General features: G+C 61.3%; 18 protein-coding genes and 1 pseudogene. 9 read left to right on the top strand and 10 right to left on the bottom strand.

Annotation, left to right across the window (positions count from 1 at the left end; all coding sequences use genetic code 11):
- Nucleotides 1-52 precede the first annotated feature (52 nt).
- Nucleotides 53-3,961, top strand: coding sequence for a DUF4781 domain-containing protein (locus tag M1D44_RS22990; RefSeq protein WP_316852518.1), 3,909 nt, complete (start codon nucleotides 53-55; stop codon nucleotides 3,959-3,961).
- Between the two features lie 110 nt (nucleotides 3,962-4,071).
- Here M1D44_RS22990 and M1D44_RS22985 read toward each other — a convergent pair whose 3' ends face one another.
- The 4 genes from M1D44_RS22985 to M1D44_RS22970 all read right to left on the bottom strand — a co-directional run bounded on the left by M1D44_RS22985 (nucleotide 4,072) and on the right by M1D44_RS22970 (nucleotide 5,651).
- Nucleotides 4,072-4,395, bottom strand: a complete 324-nt coding sequence (locus tag M1D44_RS22985) for a hypothetical protein (RefSeq protein WP_024978472.1) — start codon at nucleotides 4,393-4,395, stop codon at nucleotides 4,072-4,074.
- Between the two features lie 406 nt (nucleotides 4,396-4,801).
- Entirely contained in the window at nucleotides 4,802-5,014 is a 213-nt protein-coding gene (locus tag M1D44_RS22980; protein WP_024978473.1) for a hypothetical protein, read from the bottom strand.
- Nucleotides 5,015-5,082: 68 nt separating this feature from the next.
- Nucleotides 5,083-5,337, bottom strand: coding sequence for a hypothetical protein (locus M1D44_RS22975; RefSeq protein ID WP_024978474.1), 255 nt, complete (start codon nucleotides 5,335-5,337; stop codon nucleotides 5,083-5,085).
- 83 nt (nucleotides 5,338-5,420) lie between these two features.
- Complete coding sequence (locus M1D44_RS22970; protein ID WP_080693703.1) at nucleotides 5,421-5,651, bottom strand: isochorismatase; 231 nt, start codon at nucleotides 5,649-5,651, stop codon at nucleotides 5,421-5,423.
- 693 nt (nucleotides 5,652-6,344) lie between these two features.
- Between M1D44_RS22970 and M1D44_RS22965 the strand changes: the two genes are divergently transcribed.
- The 5 genes from M1D44_RS22965 (at nucleotide 6,345) to M1D44_RS22945 (ending at nucleotide 8,240) form a co-directional block, all read left to right on the top strand.
- Nucleotides 6,345-6,548 carry a cold-shock protein gene (locus tag M1D44_RS22965; protein ID WP_024978475.1) on the top strand — a complete coding sequence of 68 codons (204 nt, stop codon included), beginning with the start codon at nucleotides 6,345-6,347 and terminating at the stop codon, nucleotides 6,546-6,548.
- Between the two features lie 186 nt (nucleotides 6,549-6,734).
- Nucleotides 6,735-7,061, top strand: a complete 327-nt coding sequence (locus tag M1D44_RS22960) for a hypothetical protein (protein WP_112188362.1) — start codon at nucleotides 6,735-6,737, stop codon at nucleotides 7,059-7,061.
- A gap of 90 nt (nucleotides 7,062-7,151) precedes the next feature.
- Nucleotides 7,152-7,436 carry a hypothetical protein gene (locus M1D44_RS22955; RefSeq protein WP_024978477.1) on the top strand — a complete coding sequence of 95 codons (285 nt, stop codon included), beginning with the start codon at nucleotides 7,152-7,154 and terminating at the stop codon, nucleotides 7,434-7,436.
- A gap of 85 nt (nucleotides 7,437-7,521) precedes the next feature.
- Nucleotides 7,522-7,899, top strand: coding sequence for a hypothetical protein (locus tag M1D44_RS22950; RefSeq protein ID WP_316852517.1), 378 nt, complete (start codon nucleotides 7,522-7,524; stop codon nucleotides 7,897-7,899).
- 59 nt (nucleotides 7,900-7,958) lie between these two features.
- Entirely contained in the window at nucleotides 7,959-8,240 is a 282-nt protein-coding gene (locus M1D44_RS22945; RefSeq protein ID WP_024978479.1) for a hypothetical protein, read from the top strand.
- Between the two features lie 272 nt (nucleotides 8,241-8,512).
- Here the strand turns inward: M1D44_RS22945 and M1D44_RS22940 are convergent.
- Nucleotides 8,513-10,090: pseudogene (locus M1D44_RS22940) on the bottom strand (methyl-accepting chemotaxis protein); the annotation flags it as partial.
- A 743-nt stretch (nucleotides 10,091-10,833) separates the two neighbouring features.
- Here M1D44_RS22940 and M1D44_RS22935 point away from each other — a divergent pair.
- Nucleotides 10,834-11,877, top strand: a complete 1,044-nt coding sequence (locus M1D44_RS22935) for a hypothetical protein (protein ID WP_316852516.1) — start codon at nucleotides 10,834-10,836, stop codon at nucleotides 11,875-11,877.
- Between the two features lie 99 nt (nucleotides 11,878-11,976).
- Here M1D44_RS22935 and M1D44_RS22930 read toward each other — a convergent pair whose 3' ends face one another.
- From M1D44_RS22930 to M1D44_RS22920, 3 genes are read right to left on the bottom strand one after another with little or no spacing between them, the layout of a single operon-like run.
- Nucleotides 11,977-12,546 (bottom strand): YdeI/OmpD-associated family protein, encoded by a 570-nt coding sequence (locus M1D44_RS22930; protein WP_112188354.1) that lies wholly within the window; start codon nucleotides 12,544-12,546, stop codon nucleotides 11,977-11,979.
- A 13-nt stretch (nucleotides 12,547-12,559) separates the two neighbouring features.
- Nucleotides 12,560-13,009, bottom strand: a complete 450-nt coding sequence (locus M1D44_RS22925) for a lipocalin-like domain-containing protein (RefSeq protein ID WP_316852515.1) — start codon at nucleotides 13,007-13,009, stop codon at nucleotides 12,560-12,562.
- Nucleotides 13,010-13,031: 22 nt separating this feature from the next.
- A complete protein-coding gene (locus tag M1D44_RS22920) occupies nucleotides 13,032-13,694 on the bottom strand; it encodes a dihydrofolate reductase family protein (RefSeq protein WP_024978485.1) in 663 nt (220 codons plus the stop codon).
- A gap of 174 nt (nucleotides 13,695-13,868) precedes the next feature.
- Here M1D44_RS22920 and M1D44_RS22915 point away from each other — a divergent pair, with 174 nt between their 5' ends.
- Nucleotides 13,869-14,792 (top strand): recombination-associated protein RdgC, encoded by a 924-nt coding sequence (locus M1D44_RS22915; RefSeq protein WP_316852514.1) that lies wholly within the window; start codon nucleotides 13,869-13,871, stop codon nucleotides 14,790-14,792.
- A gap of 6 nt (nucleotides 14,793-14,798) precedes the next feature.
- Here the strand turns inward: M1D44_RS22915 and M1D44_RS22910 are convergent, their stop codons facing one another.
- Nucleotides 14,799-15,452 carry a glutathione S-transferase family protein gene (locus M1D44_RS22910; RefSeq protein ID WP_316852513.1) on the bottom strand — a complete coding sequence of 218 codons (654 nt, stop codon included), beginning with the start codon at nucleotides 15,450-15,452 and terminating at the stop codon, nucleotides 14,799-14,801.
- A gap of 370 nt (nucleotides 15,453-15,822) precedes the next feature.
- On the opposite strand from M1D44_RS22910, the gene M1D44_RS22905 reads away from it, so the two are divergent.
- Nucleotides 15,823-16,263: a YunG family protein gene (locus M1D44_RS22905; protein ID WP_428984637.1), complete on the top strand. Its 441-nt coding sequence runs from the start codon at nucleotides 15,823-15,825 to the stop codon at nucleotides 16,261-16,263.
- Nucleotides 16,264-16,335: 72 nt separating this feature from the next.
- On the opposite strand, the gene M1D44_RS22900 is transcribed toward M1D44_RS22905, so the two are convergent.
- Nucleotides 16,336-17,193: a LysR family transcriptional regulator gene (locus M1D44_RS22900; RefSeq protein ID WP_316852512.1), complete on the bottom strand. Its 858-nt coding sequence runs from the start codon at nucleotides 17,191-17,193 to the stop codon at nucleotides 16,336-16,338.
- Nucleotides 17,194-17,242: the final 49 nt, after the last annotated feature.

Here is a 17,242-nt window from a genome sequence, read left to right as displayed (position 1 = left end):
TATTTTCGTCGTTGCAATTGCCTTCGCGAACTGTGCGGTACGGGAGAACGCTATGCCTGCTTTTGTCGATACCAACGGGCGACTCGTGTACTACCGGCCCCAGTTGTATCCGCTTCCTCCGTCTCCCCAGCAACGGCAGACAGTGGCGGACGCCAAGGCAAAGACCGACCAAGACATCACCACAGTCCGTTCGGACATCAACGGCGCTAGTGGTGCTTCTGCGGATGGCACATCGCTCGACACATCGCTGCCCAATCTCATGGCCGCCGTGGAGAACGAACTGCGGCTCAATGCGGATCTGGCGCCCCCGGGTGGCGAGACGAAAGCCATCGAGGATGCCGCTGCGGCGATCAAGCAGCGCGCGCCCGACGCAAAGTGGCTCGGGGAAGTCGTTGACGACGCGAAGAACGGCGTTGAGCAGCAGGACGCGAGCCAGCGCAATGCAGCGGAAAAGCGGGATGCGGTGCTGGATGCGCAAGACAGCTTGCAGTCTGCGTTGGCGGTCAAGGTCACCAATCGCGCGATCGCGGAGGAAAAGCAGGCCGGCGTTTCTGACGCGCAAAGCAAGCTCGATCAGGCGGTCAAGAACTTCAAGGATGCCCTCGGCACGGAGCTGAGCGAGTACGAGAAGTTTGGCACTGCCGACGACCTCAAGGCCGCCAACGATGCCGTTTCGCAGCTGTCTGCCGCACACCCGGAATGGGACACCGCCAGCCTGGATATGGCCCGTGTGATTGCCGTCCGGCATGCCATTCAGTACCAGGTTGACCATGTCAACCCGAATGACCCGAAGCTTTCGCCGGACCTGCAGGCCGTAGCGAAAAACGATCCCGTGACGTTTGCGAGCGAGCAGTTGCTGGCCCCATACAAGAACGACAAAGATGCGTTCGGCATCGCGGAGTTCGTCGGCAGCGTGAGCTTTGACGTGCGCGTGAGCAACACCAAGACGCTGGTCGATCAAAGGATGAGCGCTGGGGATGCAAACGGTGCGCTGAAGGCCTTGTCGATCAACATGAACGCAGTGTCGTTCTCGCAGACAAGCCCGGAGGCGCGCCAGGAACTGTTCCAACAAGCCGGCGAAAAATACTTTGGCGCGAACAGCGCTTACTTCAATCAACAGATCGGCAACTTAACCTCGGTATACAAGTACAACCCCGACGATTCGGATGCCACACAGCGCCTCGCTTACGACGACACGGTCAAGCTGGATGCGGTCGGTCAATGGATGAAGGCGCTCGCCAAGGATGCGCCACCTGAAGTTGCGGCCAACTTGCTGCAGACCGTTGAAGGGCGCTTTAACGATAACGGCCACTGGTTCCAAAACAATGCTGGCCAACTTCGCACGGGCATCGCGCACGGCACGGATTTCTACGGCGGGTTGAGCTTGACGGCACTTGCGGCGGACACACCGAGCTTTCGTGACACACAGCCATCCACCGCGCATGCACAACAGGTTGCGGATTGGCTGACCAGCAACCGACAAGCAAACGCTTACCTCGACACACTTGGGGCGTCGGGGTCAGTCAGCGGCAGCTCCGACTGGGCACCCATCACCAACGCAGTCGGTGATACACAAGCCACCAGCCTGACCACTGCGCTGCTCGCGCACCGCGCTGCCTTGCCCGAGGCGGATGCCTTTCAGCACGCGTTTGATCTTGGCAAGCAGACCGTCCAGAAGAAGCAGGCCGCCGCCGACTACGACGCGTTCCAATCGAATGTCGACGCCGGCCTGACAAGCATTTTCGGACAGATGAGCATGGCCACCTTTGGTCGTGACACGCCCATCTTCGACGGTAAGAGCCACGTCTTCAACGCCCCGGGCGCAGACGCGCAACTCGGCAATTTCATCGGCGCGTCACTGATGGTGCAGGCCGATAACAGCGCCGCGCAAGACAGCGGCGACATCAACACTGCATGGTTCACCAACAAGAACAGCACCAAGATCATCGACGAAGTGCGCAAGGCAATCCGTGAAGCAGGCGGTACCGACGGTACCGTCACGGCGATTCCGATTGCGTACGTCGACAAAAGCACTGGTGTCGCGCCGACCGCGCTGTTCAAGGTAGTCAACAAGCAGAGCGGCAAGATCACCTACGTCGATGATCGCGGCACGCAGTATGACGACATCAAAGATTTCCGGCATAACAATGCCCTGGCCGATGGCGGCACCATTTACGTGCCGAACGATGCGAATGGCGCGCTGACGCTCAATGCCAAAGGTGTTCCCGATGTCGCCCATCTGAGCGCGCATGTCACCACGGGTTGGCAGCGTGTCAGGCATGGGCTCGACTTCGTCTTTGGTGTCGCGACCATCTCAGCCGGTGTCGTGTTGGTGGCGGGCACAGGTGGCGCTGCAACGCCCATCGCTGGCGGCGTGATGGCAGCCGGGGCCGGGTGGGCAATCGGCGAATCGGTCGACCATTTGACGACGCTGTCGGAGCACGGTCGCTCCATCTCGCCATTCGATCCCGAGGCGCGCGCAGACTGGCTCACCATTGCCGTCTCCGTGGCCGGGGAGGGCAGCTTGGCGGCCGGCGGTGTCAGAAGCATTGCCGGGTCAGCCGAGGCAGCCGGCGGCTTACGGGGCATGACGCCGTTGATCGTGAACAGCAATGCCTTCCGGGTCGGCGCCAAGGGCGCTGACCTGACGGCGGGCCTGGGCGGCGCCTTCATGACAGGCGATCAAGCCCTCACGTTGATGAAATACGGCGACAAGATGTCAGGTGAGGCGAAAGCCGAGGCGGTGCTCCTTCTCGGTCTGGGCCTGGGCGGCGCGGGCTTGGCTGTGCGCGGTGGTGGAATGACAGGCACGACCAGCGGAGGTGAGTTTGACCCCGCCGTCGGCGCAAGGCTTCCATCGGAATCGACGGACGCCGCCGATGCGTCGACCTCCAGCCCCTCCCGGCAGGAGCTTCTGGAGCAGGCGTCCACGGCCATGCGCAACTTCATCAGCGGCGCAGGCGCTCGCATTGGTGGGGCACCCGATCCGGCCATCGATCAGATCAGCAGCGATGGCATCGTGCTGCGCCCTGGCAATGCGTTGGGCCAGCTCTCGCGCTATGCCGGACTGGACGACGGAACACGAGCGTTCTCACTGGACCGTTCAGCGGAAGGCAAGCAAGGGAGCCAACCGCCTTCACTCGACTTTGTCCTGCGCTTGGACGACAAGACCCAGCGTGAACTTCCCGGCATCGTCGACATGGTGGACGACAACGTCGACCTTGGTCCTGATGAAACAGGCAAATCGGCAACCGAAGCACTGAGGCGCGGCAAGTATCAACGCGTTTTCACGTTGGATAGTCTGGTGGCGCATGCCGATGTGCTTTCTGACATGCGCCACGCCTTGCTCAATGATTACCGTCCCGACGCGATCATCGGTTTGGAGCGCGGCGGCGCGTTTGTCGCCGACACCGTCACGACGGGGTCACCCGACCTGGCATCTCGCGTGGTCAAGGTACAAAAAGTCAAAGCAGGCGATGTAGCTCCGGCCGGGCTGAGCGTGTCGAGCGACGACCCGACCACGCCCGCCAATATGATCGCCATGAAGCAGGCGGTCGAGGACCAGATTCGGGCGGGAAAGAAGCGCTTTGCCTTCACCGAGGTCTACTTCAGCGGCACCGCAGTCAACACGATCTACAAGTACGTCATCAAGCCGCTTTCAGAGCAGTATCCGGATTGCCAGTTCAAAGGTTTCTGGCTGCACGAGGGGACACCCGACGAAGCGAAGGCCGCACTCCAGGGCACGGATGGGCTAAGAGAGAACAGCGAAGTCTTCTCGACGCCGTTCATCCTCGGCGAGGATGTGGAGGATGTGCTCAGCTACAACAGCTCACACCCGCTCTTCATTGCCGATGTCAACAACGAAGGCAAGACGTTGAACATGGATGTGTTGAGACCGAACCCAGGGGAAACAACACGGGAATTGCTGATTCGGATTCTGAGGGAATCTGGGAAAGGGTGATTTGATGTCGGCGCCGTGGCGTGCAAAAACTCGAGTGAGCCGTTATGCGCCATCCGGCGCTGAGCTGCTCGACCGGCCAACACGCTCAGGTTTCGAAGGCTGTCGCCCACTTACGCTTGCCACACGGCATATCCTTCCTCGCGCAATCCGATCGCCAGCTCCACCTCCATCTCCCGAGCGGCCTCGTAAGGCATCGGGTTGAAGCACTCATACAGCTCCGGCATCAGACGCAACCCATACTCGCGCACAAACCGGTTCGATTTCAGTCCCGCCTTGTGTTTGTCAAAGCGCACGTCCGGCGACTGACCTGTCATGCCTACATAAACGCAAGGTTTGTCGCCAAAGTAATCCGGATTGGCTTTCACGAAGCGCGCTTCGCCCAGCACCTGTCGCGACAGTTCGACGACGTAGACGTGATGATGGTGACGTGGCATTGGAGGACTCTTCGGCCACTGCGCAGAGAGGCTCTTGCGCCGCTGTGTGGTCGGAAGATGTTATTCGATATGCGGCGTTGGTTGGGTTCCAGGAATGCGCGAGCGTGGGTTTGAGTCTTTGCTTGGGGCCACAGGTGTCTGGGAAGGCGGCGATTGATCGTCTAGCCATGGCGGCGATATCCACCGGGTAAGGCGTAGAGCAGCCGCCCGCCCGCGCGTCCGATGCTGTGGATGACAGGTAGCGGCAGCGAGGAGAACAGCTTCAAGAGAACAGGTAGCGCGCGCTGAGCGAACTGGGATGGGTGACGCACGGTGCTGCCTCCTGGTGCCAGTTGCCTGACGCGCCGCCAGGCGTTCCTCAGAGCCTCGGCCAAGACGCCGGAGGCTAGCGAACCAATGAAGGCGCTTACTGTTCCAGCGACCATCCCGGGTTGGGCACGTTTTTCCCTTCCCGATAGGTCCAGTTTGCGCCGCACGTGCGGCATGCAAACGTGCTCACCGTGACGGCCGCTGTCTTGGAGGCTTTGATGCGCTGGGTGTCGGTGATTCGTAAGAAGGCATGGCCTGACGCACCAAGTCGGTGGACTTCAATCGCAAGGCAAGCGCGGCAGAGTGTCATGCCAATTTCTCTCTCAAATAACGTGGGCGCGATGTAGCGCGCGAGTATTCGTCCGCTTCGTCTGCGGTCTAGACGCCAAAGACAGGAGCGCCGTACTTCAACAGCAATTGCTCGATCTGGCTCAGGTCATCGGTGCGCGGTGTTCTGTCTTCTGTCACGCGTGACGGCCCGCCATAGACGGCAGCAACATGTCTGCGCACGGTCAGTACATCATTGGCCGGCGGCGCGACGATGACGGCATCACCAGGTACGTGTCGATAGCTGCCATCTTTCCAGCCCTCGGGCGTCAGATGCAGTTCTTCCCACTCTTCGCTAACAGACATGGTGATTTCCTTCCTGTTGACTGCTGGGTTGCGCTTGCGCTTGCCGCAAGCGGAAAAAAGCCGCGCGGGGCGGCTTGAGCGGTTCAGTTCTTATGATGGGGTGCCAGACGTGCGATGGCTGCTCTTCCTGCAACCCGGGCAGCATTCGTTGCGAGTGCTTCCGTGCCATGTACGTTGTGGCGCATCGAGACGTTGGCGAGGATGCGTTCCGTGCCATCCCTGTACTCATTGATGAGATAGGTGGCAAACCAGACGCCGGGTTCTTGTTCAATTGGGTACACGGACACCGTGTACGGGGAGTCGATTTTGTTCAATACACTGCTGGATTTCGGGCGAGAGCTGATGCAGGCGTGGAACGCCTGAGCAAACCAGTTCCTGCTGATGAGCTACGCCACGATGGGTAGGGCCAACGCCTTTGGGTCATGCATACAAATGCACGGCGCAAGCTATTGGCAACGAGGTGACCGTACTTGCGTAGGCTGGCACGCCTAGTACATGCGCGCTGCGTACGGAGCGGATAAACCGCCGGTCAGGTAGGTGATGGGCCGCGTGGCCCAAGATGATTCGGGTGTACGCCCGACGGGTGGCCAGCGCTTGATGAGTCTTCTTGCCAGGCACCCAGCCCGATCGATTCGAAGAACGGGTAAAGGTTGCGCATGGTAACAGCTTCTCGCAATCCCTGCTCTCTGGGCTGCTTCAATGGCTCGCGTTGTGGGTAGCCATGGAATGCCAATGCTCGTCTGTCACAACCAAACGCGGCGGTGTATGGGCAACATGGAGCGGTTGCAAAGCGCGGTCGCATCCACATTCATGGCTTATTTCCGGGCTCATCGCCTTTTTGATTGACAGAACCTGGTGAGCCCGGTACACCTTGCACCGCAGGCTTTTCAAGCAGTTACTCCGAAGTTTTGGGTTGTCACGCTAGGCGATACCTTTTCTCATTGTTCCTTCCTTGATTGTCATGCCTGGTGAGCATGGGCTCGACCAGAACATTTAAGGAATCCAACATGGAAACCGGTATCGTAAAGTGGTTCAACGACTCCAAGGGCTTCGGCTTCATCACCCCTGACGCAGGCGGCAACGATCTGTTTGCTCATTTCTCTGAGGTTCAGAGCAATGGGTTCAAGTCGCTTGAAGAGGGACAGAAGGTCAGTTTTGTGTCGGGCGCAGGCCAGAAAGGCCCCGTCGCGACCAAGATTGCGGCAATCTGATTCGTCTCGCCCGCAATATGAAACCCCGCTATGCGGGGTTTTTTTTCGTCGCTCACACACTTGTGCTAGCCCCGGACACGCCGCCGTGCATATATGAGAGTACAGTGGGACACCATCCTCCTGTGCCGCACACGGACGCCTGCCCGTTGATGCTCCGACTGGCGGTGTAAGTCATGGAGATCCGTGATGCTCGACCTCGTCGCGTTTACCAAGCCGGTGCTAGACGAAATTACCGGGCAGGACGTGCGGACCTGGCACTCCGGGCCGAGGGTGCTAGCGGCAAACTGGCAGGTACCTGAATTCGACAGCCGTATCTGGCGTGCGAGAACGTTGACGATCGCGTTCACGCACGATGTCATGAATCAGTTGACGCACGCAGATCGGCAAGACCTTGGTCAGCTGCAGTGCATGCTTGACCGTTTTCTGCGGGCGCAGTTGGGCGTGCATACCCAAGCGGATCGTGGAGATCGGATGCTCGTGATCACCGTCGATCAATTAGGGGTGGACTCATAACTGCCCCGGCAAATCAGCGGATTGCTGTTGCCAGTCTATGTCGATGCCCAACCGGGCATCGATCACGCACACCCTCGGTTGGAGTCCCTCATGAATGCAAGCCCGTCAGCCACGTACAAGGGTTTCGACCTGTATCCATTGGTGTACAGGACTGAGACGGCCCAGTCATGGCCGCGCAAGCGTCCCGATCGTACGTTCAACGCGTCTGTAGTGATCTGCCGCACAGGTCATCAACCCGGAGCCGAGCACTCGCGCGTTTTTCGCATGACGCTTACCGTTTGGGAGAATGTTGGCACCGCGAGGCGGGGCGCGCTTAAGTTCGGCGAAGACGTCATCAATGGCCTGGTACCCGGAGAATCGGTGGCGTCGCTGTAACGGGCGCGAGGTGTTTCTGTAGCCGGTGCCTTTTTGATATTGCGTTGGCGAGGCGTGTTGCTCGCGTAACCAGCCAGGAAGCAAGATGACGCATGCGACCGACAAGACGAGCTTTCTTTGCACGCTCCCCGGAGCGGCAAAGGGCATGGCGTATTCCATCACTGTGGGCTTTATCCACGATGGGCAGCCGAACTGCGTCCAGTTCACCAGTTTCGTGGGGGAAGGAAGGCGGTCCTTCAGGGTGCTGGCAAGCGCGCCGGATCTGGCCTCGGCAGCCATGGGCGGCATTGAAACCTTGTGTCGCCTGGCCATCGGACAAGTCATCCGGGACAGCCTCTACGCGAAAACTGCACAAGGCGACCATACCCTCGATATGCGCGTGCAGCCTTGGCAAGGAGATCTCAAACCGGCGGGATCACGTGGTGCGCAAAAGGCGCTTCGTCCGCAATTGCTTCGAGGATAGTTCAATGGAGCAAACGGAAAGAGCGTACAGTGAGGCCACCCCTTTCAACGGAGATTGCCGTGGATGCCTATCCGACTTGCCGCTACAAGGGGTTCGATGTTTACCCCCTGATCTACCTGTTTGATCCGCCCCGTGAGTGGCATGAACGGCGTCCGGACCGGTCTTACAGTGCCTCCGTGTTGATCTGCCAGCAAGGGGAGCCGCCGAGTACCGAGCATTCTCGTATTTTCGCGCTGCCGGCTGACCATTGGGAAAGCATTGGTATCGCCAAACGGGCGGCAACGAAGATGGCTGAGGCCATCATCGACGGATTTATCCCTGGAAAGTCGATTCCCAAGTAGTTGCGCAGATCTGGTCAGTGCGTGCCAGATGGATTCCGAGCCTGCGCACGAATAGCGCGCCGCGCGGGCATCAGAAAATCACTGCAGCCGACTAGGGTACTGACCAACTCTGCAGAATCGACGTCTGGAAACGGCCAATCGCGCGCGACAACCGAGTCGCCTGTAGGCCGACAGCAGCCGTTAGCAAACGGCTGCGCCCTCATCCAATCGATTTCCCGCTTGATGACGACAGCCGCCCGATACCGGCGTCATCGTCTGCCGCATCAAGCCACCGAACTCGCCCCGTGCAGTCGGAAGAACGCCACCGCATGGCTCAGTTGCTGACCCTGGCCTTCCAATGATGTGGATGCGGCCGCTGCCTGCTCGACCAGCGCGGCGTTCTGCTGGGTGACTTCGTCCATCTGCGTAATCGCCAGATTGATCTGCTCGATGCCACGGCTCTGCTCGACAGAGGCGGCGGCAATCTCGCCCATGATGTCAGTCACGCGGGCCACGGCCTGGGTGACTTCGGTCATGGTCTTGCCGGCAGTTTCCACTAGCGAGGAGCCGTCCTGGATCTTCTGCACCGAGGTGCTGATGAGTTCCTTGATCTCCTTGGCTGCGCTGGACGAACGCTGCGCGAGGCTGCGCACTTCACTGGCCACCACGGCAAAGCCGCGGCCTTGCTCGCCGGCGCGAGCAGCTTCCACTGCGGCGTTGAGCGCGAGTATGTTGGTCTGGAACGCAATGCCTTCAATCAGGCCGATGATGTCTGCCACCTTGGCCGAGCTGGTGCGGATGTCGGTCATGGTGTCGACGACGTTGCCGACCACGGTGCTGCCGCGTTGCGCAATCTCGGAGGCGTCGGATGCGAGCACGCTGGCCTGCTGCGCGTTGTCGGCGTTCTGCTTCACGGTGGAGGTCAGCTCTTCCATGCTGGAAGCGGTCTCTTGCAAAGACGAGGCCTGCTGCTCGGTGCGAGACGAGAGATCCTGGTTGCCACTGGCGATCTGGCCCACATCGCTGGCAATGCCGTGCGCGGCCTGGCGAACCTGGTCGATCAGCTTCACAAGGCTGGCCTGCATTTCCGACATGGAGGCGAGGATGCTGCCGCGAGGTGCGGTTGCGCCGCCGTGCACGGGGCTCAGGTCTCCGGAGGCTACGCGGCGCGTGATGTCGCTCAGCGCATCAGGCTCCGCACCCAGCGCCCGGGTCAGCCCACGGGTGATGAGAATGCCGGCAGCCAAGGCGCCCAGCACGGTGGCAAGGCAAATGCCGATGAGCAGCGTGCGCTGGAATGCGTAGCGCTCGGCCGATTGGCGCTCCATCTCGTGTGCGCGCTCGCGGGCGTGTTCGCTGTAGGCATTGGTTGCCTTGACGAGCGCGGCCAGCAGCGGCCGGCACTGCTCGTTCATCATCGTGATGGATTCTTCGTGTTTGCCAGTGAGCGCCGCGTTGACGATGGCGAGCGCCACCGGGCCGTACTTGGCTTCAATGCGGTCGATGTCTTCGACCAAGCCGCGTGCGCGGTCATCAGTGTCTCCGGCTTGTGCAGTCAACTCCTTGAGTTTGCCCAGGCGGCTCTGCACGTCTTCATGCGCCTGCGTAACCGCAGCTTTTTCCAGATCGATGTCTGACTGCTTGGCCACAAGCACGAGGTTGCGTGCCGCAATGGCGCGGCGGTCCACTGCCGTGCGCACGCGTTCGGACAGTGAGGCCCGGGCATTGACGCCGTTCACATACTTGGAAAAACGCTCGTTCGACTCGCTCAGCGCCTGCACTGCAAGCGCAGACACCAGCAACACCAGCCCCGCCAGAAAGCCAAATGCCAAGGTGAGCTTGGCGCGCACCGTCAAGTTGTTGATCCCCATTGTGGTTTCCCCGTTCGTTCGGCCTTTTAACCGCACCGTTTGTTGATGGCAGGCCCCGATGGCGCTGCTCGAAACTTGCAACGGCAAGGAAACCTGATGCTGTAGCGACCTATTGGGGGTAATCCTCTCCATGTGAGCAATTTTGAGAATTGGCCCGGCGAACGCGGGCGTCATGGACCGGAGCCATCCCAGTCCAACGCGAGGATGAAATGGTGCTGCGGATCACGCTGCCTGGGCAGGCAGTTGCCGGTGGGCGGGCGGTGATTAGTCTTTTTGGAGGGGGCGATTGGCGTCCGCTTGAGAAGGGGGAGAACGGTTCACTTCCCCCCATCGCCCAGCAACTTCGCTGGATGCACTGACGTTTCGTGGCGGCGGCAGCACGCGGCGGGTGCCGCTCTAACATGGTTGTCGACGCTAAGCGGTTGCGCAGGGCACCGGATAGTTGTCTTCCTCCTCCGAACCTGAGAATGAAGTCCATGGGCAACTATCGCATCGGCTCAACACACAGCACGCCGTCACATCACAGCACCCAAGCGAACAAAGAAAACATAGCACCGCAGCAGCAGCCCAGTGGCAACCAGGTTCGGTCTAGGCAGGGCGTCTTGGCGTCGCTTGCCGCGAGCCCGCGTCGTGCAGGCCGCGCGCTGCAGCGGATGTTGCATATCAATCGGCCCGCCGAGCCGGCCAAACCACAGGTTGCCCGATCGACTGCGCAGGTTCATCCATCCGTCCAGCAGCCTCCCATGGCCAACGCCCCGGTCCGGCGCGAGGTTGCCGCGTCGCCCCGATCGGTGCGCACGCCAGGCCATGGAGTGTCTGGCGGCAACATCTCGGTCCAGCACCATCGTGCGCGCGTATTGAGCCAGATCGAGCATCTGCCGACCGAGCACGGCAAGCAGGCTTGGCGCAAACCGATCGAGGCCATGGAAACGCTCGATCGACACGTCGCGCACTTGCCACCCGCGCAATCCGTCAAGCTGCTGCAGCAGATGCAGGTCATCCTCGGCATCAAGGACAGCCATACGCGCAATCTCAACCTGGATCACTTTGTCGCCTCGCTCAACCCGGCAACCGTGCACGCGCCCCCGCCCAGAGGAATGTCCTCACCGGCACCGCGCGCATCCGCTCCCCGCACGGCTGCAGCAACGCCGCAGCGCCCGGCGGCCACACCGAGCAAGCTGAGCTTCAAGGACCTTGAGGACTTCGCCAGCCAGAGGCATCGTCCGGCCGCACAGGTGCAAGGCGCGCCCGCGCGGGGGCCGCAGGCTGGCCGACCGGCGAGCGCACCTGCCACGCCCGCACGTCAGCACACCGCCCCGACACGGACGTTGGCCGACTTCGAGCGCGACGCAGAGGAAGCGGCCGCCTATCACGGCCATGCGCATGCGGACTACAGTGCCGCTCATGCGGAGTACGCTAGCTATCTCGCGCGCAGCAATCCGGCGCCGGAACGCCGCTCGCAGTCCGCGCCGCCGCGCGTCCAACGCGTTGCGCACTCCAAGCTAGACCACGTGCAGCGCGCTCAGATTGCGCGTGCCGAAGACGATCGCGCCCGCTACCACGGCGAAATGCCGAACTATCAGCAGGCCTATGCAGACCATGAGGTTCGCCAACCGACACCCGCCGCCGTTGGGCTCAGGCGCGCGGCGCGCCCGGCGCCTCGTCAGTTGAGCGCCAGTGAGCTGCAGTCGATCCACCAAGCTGAAGACCAACGCGCGGAGTACCACAGCGAAAGCCCCGACTATGCAGGCGCGGAAGCCGCATACCGGGCCCAGCACGGGCTGTGATGGGTTTGCGGCGGGTCTGACTCCGCGATGGGCGCGCCGAACATGCTCAGCTTGGGCAGGGAATGCACCGGCCCACAGCTGAGTTTCAGTCCGACAATGCTACGGATGCAGCTTCTCGCCCTTGTTCAGCATGTCGATGAACTGGGAGATCTTTTTGGCACGCGTCTCGGCCTTCTTCACGTTTTGGATTCTGAACAGAATCGCGTACCGGTTTTGACTGTTCAGGGTCGCGAAGAATTGCTCCGCCTTCGGGTTGGCGTCGAGAGCCTGCTGCAGATCATCGGGCACGGTTGATGTACTTGCAGACGAATAGGCAGCCTCCCAACGCCCGTCGCGCTTGGCCAGATCGATTGCGCGAAGCCCGCTTGGGCGCATCCTTCCGTCGGACATCAACGCTTCAGCTTTGGCTTTGTTGATCTTCGACCAGATGCTTTTGGCGGTTCTAGGCGTAAATCGCTGTAGCCAGTAGTGTTCGCTCCCAGCCTTTTTTTGGCCATCGATCCATCCGTAGCAGAGAGCGCTCTCAAGTGCCTGTGCGTAAGACACAGTCGATTGCTCGGCAGATCGCTTGGCAATGTGCAACCAAACACCGGGCGCAACCTCTGCGTTGGCTTCGAGCCAAGCTTCCCAAGCTTCCTGATTGGCGAATGTAAGTGCGGGGTTTTGCATCTCGCCGGACCACTCACCGTTGACTTTGTAGGGGAGGTAGCTCGCGCCTGAAGCGCAGAACGCCTCTTCCTATTGGATTTCCGGCAACCAGCGGATTCGGCATCCACGCCGTATAGACCACGAGCGCGTCTCCATCAAACGTGTAGTGCCGTTCCTGCTCTGTGCCGGTCCAGGCTTCATTCCACGACGCATCGACCTTCGTGATGAACCGATCGCCGTCGACCCGATACCGCCCTGTATAGGCCAGGACGGTACGGAACAGCGCCACGAGCTTCTCGTCTGTATTCCCGGGCTCGCGCGCCTTGGCGGTCAAGAGCACCATCATTCGCCCATCAGCGCTGAATATCAGTGACCCATTGGGATCAACTCCCCAGGGCTGCGTGAGCTCCTTTGTCTCTTGCATTTCGGTCTCGAAAGACAACAAGCGCCAGCTACCGTGCAGTTTTGCGTCGTGCTCAGTCATGGTTCGTCCTGTCATCGTCCGTTCAAATGTTCGTACGGGGCGGGCGCCGTAGAACAACATGCGTCGCGTTTTCCGATGCTACGGATTCAACACACGTATAGCCCAGTGCTCGCAAATCAATGCCTTCGAACAGAGGTTCCCCACGGCCAAGCAAGACCGGCGAGATCGCAATGTGCAGTTCATCGATGAGGCCCTCACGAAGGTACTGTCGGATGGTGCCTGGCCCACCGCCGATTCGTACATCTTTCCCGCCGGCGGCCTCGCAGGCGCGGTCGAGCGCTTCTCGAGCGCCGCCTGTGACGAAGTGGAAGGTCGTGCCGCCCTCCATCTCGATGGGCGCACGCGCGTAGTGGGTCAACACAAAAACGGGAACGTGATACGGCGGGTTGTCGCCCCACCAGCCTTTCCAGTTGTCGTCGGGCCAATCCCCGCGAATGGGGCCGAACATGTTTCGCCCGAGAATCCACGCCCCAACGTTCTGAAAACTGCGGGCGGCAAAATCATTGTCAACGCCGGTTGTGCCGCCGTCCTTGCCGAGCAGGGCGTGCTGGAACGTGCGCGTCGTGACTAGCCACGTGTGCAGTTCTGTCCCGCCAATGCCGAGCGGATTGTTGATGTCCTGATCCGGACCTGCGCCGTATCCGTCAAGCGAGAGGGTGAAGCCCGCAACGCGAACGCGTGTCATCGTTTGTCTCCAGCTCGAATGTGACGCCCGATCGCTCATCAACGGATGCCAGCGTCAAGACCTGCATATTAGTACCAGCGCCACCCGAACGCGCTGTGCACGCTGGGCCGGACATCGCCCATTGGGGGGAGGGGGCCGCCATCATTTAGAATCGCGCACTTTGCCCGTACTCCCATGTGGTTCAAAAACCTTCAGCTTCATCGCCTGCCGGCACCTTGGGCCGTTACCCCTGACCAGCTTGAAAAGTGGCTGGCGCCCCACGCATTTCAACCGGGCAACAGCGTAGAAAAGCAAACGTCCGGCTGGGCATCGCCGCGCGATGACGGCGCGCTCGTGTATTCGAACAACGGGCAGATGCTGCTGATCTTTCGCGCAGAAAAGAAGCTGCTGCCGGCGTCTGTCATCAACCAGGTGACCAAGGCCCGGGCGCTTGAGGTTGAGGAGCAGCAGGGCTTCAAGCCCGGCCGAAAGCAACTGCGCGAACTCAAGGAGCAGGTGACTGACGAACTGCTGCCGCGCGCGTTCAGCATTCGGCGCGATACCCGTGTGTGGATCGATACGGCAAACGGCTGGCTCGTGATCGATGCGGCCTCGCAGGCGGTTGCTGACGACGTGCGCGGCCTGCTCGTGAAGTCGATCGATCAGTTGCCGCTCACGAACGTGCACGTGGCGCATTCGCCAGTTGCCGCGATGACGGAGTGGCTGCTCTCTGGAGAGGCGCCCGGCGGCTTTACCGTAGACCAGGACGCCGAGTTGCGCTCGACGGGTGAGGGCGGTGCCACCGTGCGATACGTCGGCCACGCGCTGGAAGCGGAAGACATGCGCCGGCATATCGAAGCCGGCAAGCAATGCATGCGCCTTGCCATGACCTGGGACGACCGGGTCTCCTTCGTGCTGACGCCGTCGCTTTTGATCAAGCGCGTGACGCCGCTTGACGTGATCAAGGAAGCCGAAGCCCCCACCGCGCAGAACGATGACGAACGCTTCGATTCCGATGTCGCACTGATGACCGGCGAGTTGGCGCGGATGCTGACCGACCTGGTCGACAGCCTTGGCGGCGATCAGCTCGACGCCATGCAGCAGGCCAAAGCGGCCTGAGCTTGGTCAGCCGGCTGGCGGTGTGCCGGTGAACACCGCCAGCTGCGCCTCGAACGCGCGCTGGTAAGCGGGGCGCGCTTCACCGCGCGCGACATAGGCGGCCAGGCTCGGGAATTCGTCCAGAAGGCCCGATGGCCTAAGCCGGAGCAGTACGGACACCATCAGCAGGTCCCCCGCGCTGAATGCGCCATCGAGCCAATCCGCATCGCCCAGGCGCGCGGAAAGTTGACCCAGCCGACGGCGGATGCGATCCATGACCAGCGGCAAGCGCTCAGCGGTCCACGGCTTGTCGCCCTCCTGGAACTTGGCAGCAACGAGTTCGAGAATCGGCGGTTCGACGGTGTTGAGCGCCGCAAACATCCACGTGATCGCCCGTGCGCGGGCATTGTTATCGTTTGGTAATAAAGCAGTGTGCCGCTCGGCGATATGGAAGACGATCGCGCCTGTTTCGAACAAGGCCAGGTCGCCTTCCTCGTAGGTCGGAATCTGGCCGAACGGATGCAGGCGCAGGTGCGCTGGCTCTTTCATCGCCTGGAACGAAACCAGCCGGACGTCGTAGGGCCGGGCCGCTTCTTCTAGCGCCCAGCGAACCCTTGTGTCGCGCGCCAGTCCTTTGCCGCCATCGGGCGAGCGTTCAAAAGCGGTAATGGTGGGGATCATTCATGCGCTCCGATGCGTGTCTGGCGCCCCCCGCGGAGGCTGTGGCACCTGCGGTTGGTTTTCAGTACGTGGGGCGCGAAATACAGCTCTGCCGTCGCCGCGCTCAACAATGGAAAATTCACTCACCACGTGCGTGCCAAGCATGTGCACGCCGGCGTCAAAGGTCAACCGACATTCGTTGACGCGCCTCACGCCGGAAGGCACACTCGTCCCCATGCAAGCCCACACGTCCCTCACTATTGCGATCCAGCATCACGCGCACGCCCATTGGGGACGGCCTCTGGGGACGTGCACGCATTAGCAATCCGCAACACCATGCGCACCGAAGCCCCGCCGACAACGACGGGGCTTTTTGTTTTTTGCGCGTTCCATGCGCTGTTGCAGCAACCGGGTATCCAACCTTGATTCAACCGCCGCTTTGCTATCGATGAAACAGGAAGATCAGATGCCAGCCGTATCGTCCCCCTTCGCAACGCCCCTCGATTTATACAGAGCCCTCTCGCGCGCGTGGTCTGCAGATACATCGAGCCCGACCAATGCGTGGTCGCCGTCGAATCCGGCGCAGAATCACTGCAGCGTGACTTCGCTTGTCGTGCAGGATTATTTTGGCGGCGACATCCTCACGACGCAGACGCCCGGCGGTACACACTTCTACAACCGGATCGACGGCAAGATGTGGGATCTGACCGTGAGCCAGTTTGCCGAGCCGGTGCCGTATGACGACTCGCCTTCCACCCGCGAAGCGGCGTTGGCTGATACCTCGCCGGAAAAATATGCGCTGCTTGTGTCGAGGCTGAACGCGAGCAGATAGCGCGTGCCGTTGAAGTCGCGCAGCCTGCCGGGCAAGTCGACGAGACTGTGTTCTCGTAACGGTGAACGTTGTTCAGTCCGTCCGCCCGGCGCGCAGGTCGCTCTTGCGGATGAGCTGCAAGAGCGTCTCCGCAGGCTTGCTCAGGCGCCGCGCAGACAACGTAATGAATTCGATTGCCGGCAGCGCCGGCAAGACATCGCCATTGACGGGCGGCACCAGGCCGCCGCCCGCCAGGTTCTGCGCACGCACGGTAATCCCCAGCCCGCCGCGCGCGGCGGCGATACACCCGGAATGACTGCTGCTGGTGCAGACCACGCGCCACAGCCAACCGGCCGCGGCCAGCGTGTCCAGCACAATTGCGCGGGTCACGCTCGGCTCGTTGACGAGGATGAGCGGTAGCGGCTGACTCACATCGACCACGGTACCGGGCCGCGCCAGCCATTCGAGCTGGCCTCGGAACAGCGGTACACCCCGTCGCCCGCCTTCGCGGCGTTTGCCGACAATCAGATCGAGCGAGCCGTCTTCGATGCCTTCGTACAGTTTGCTGGTCATCCCCATCGTGATCTCAAGCTCGACATCCGGGTGCGTGGCCCGGAACGCCGCCAGCAGATTGGGCAGCGGCCCCTGCGCCAGGTCTTCCGAAGAGCCCAGCCGAACGCGGCCCTGCAGCCGGGGCGCACTGAACTGCAGCTCGGCGCGCGCCAGGGATTCGAGGATCAGCTTCGCGTGAACGAGTAGCGCCTCGCCGTCTGGCGTGAGCGACACCGAATGGGTGTCACGCACAAACAACCGCCGGTTCACGCTTTGCTCCAGCCGGCGGATGTGATCGCTGACCGACGATTGCGACAGGTCAAGCTGGCGCCCAGCCTCCGTAAAGCTATGGGCGGCGGCCACCGTGGCGAAGGTTTGAATCCAGACGGGATTGAGCATGCCGGCATTGTCATCGGGTTTTCCGATAACAGTCAACGTCTCTAGAGGG

The sequence above is a fragment of the Ralstonia sp. SA306 genome, assembly GCF_054792405.1.
The sequence above is the reverse complement of the archived record's forward strand: the minus strand, read 5'-3'. Positions and strand labels throughout refer to the sequence as shown.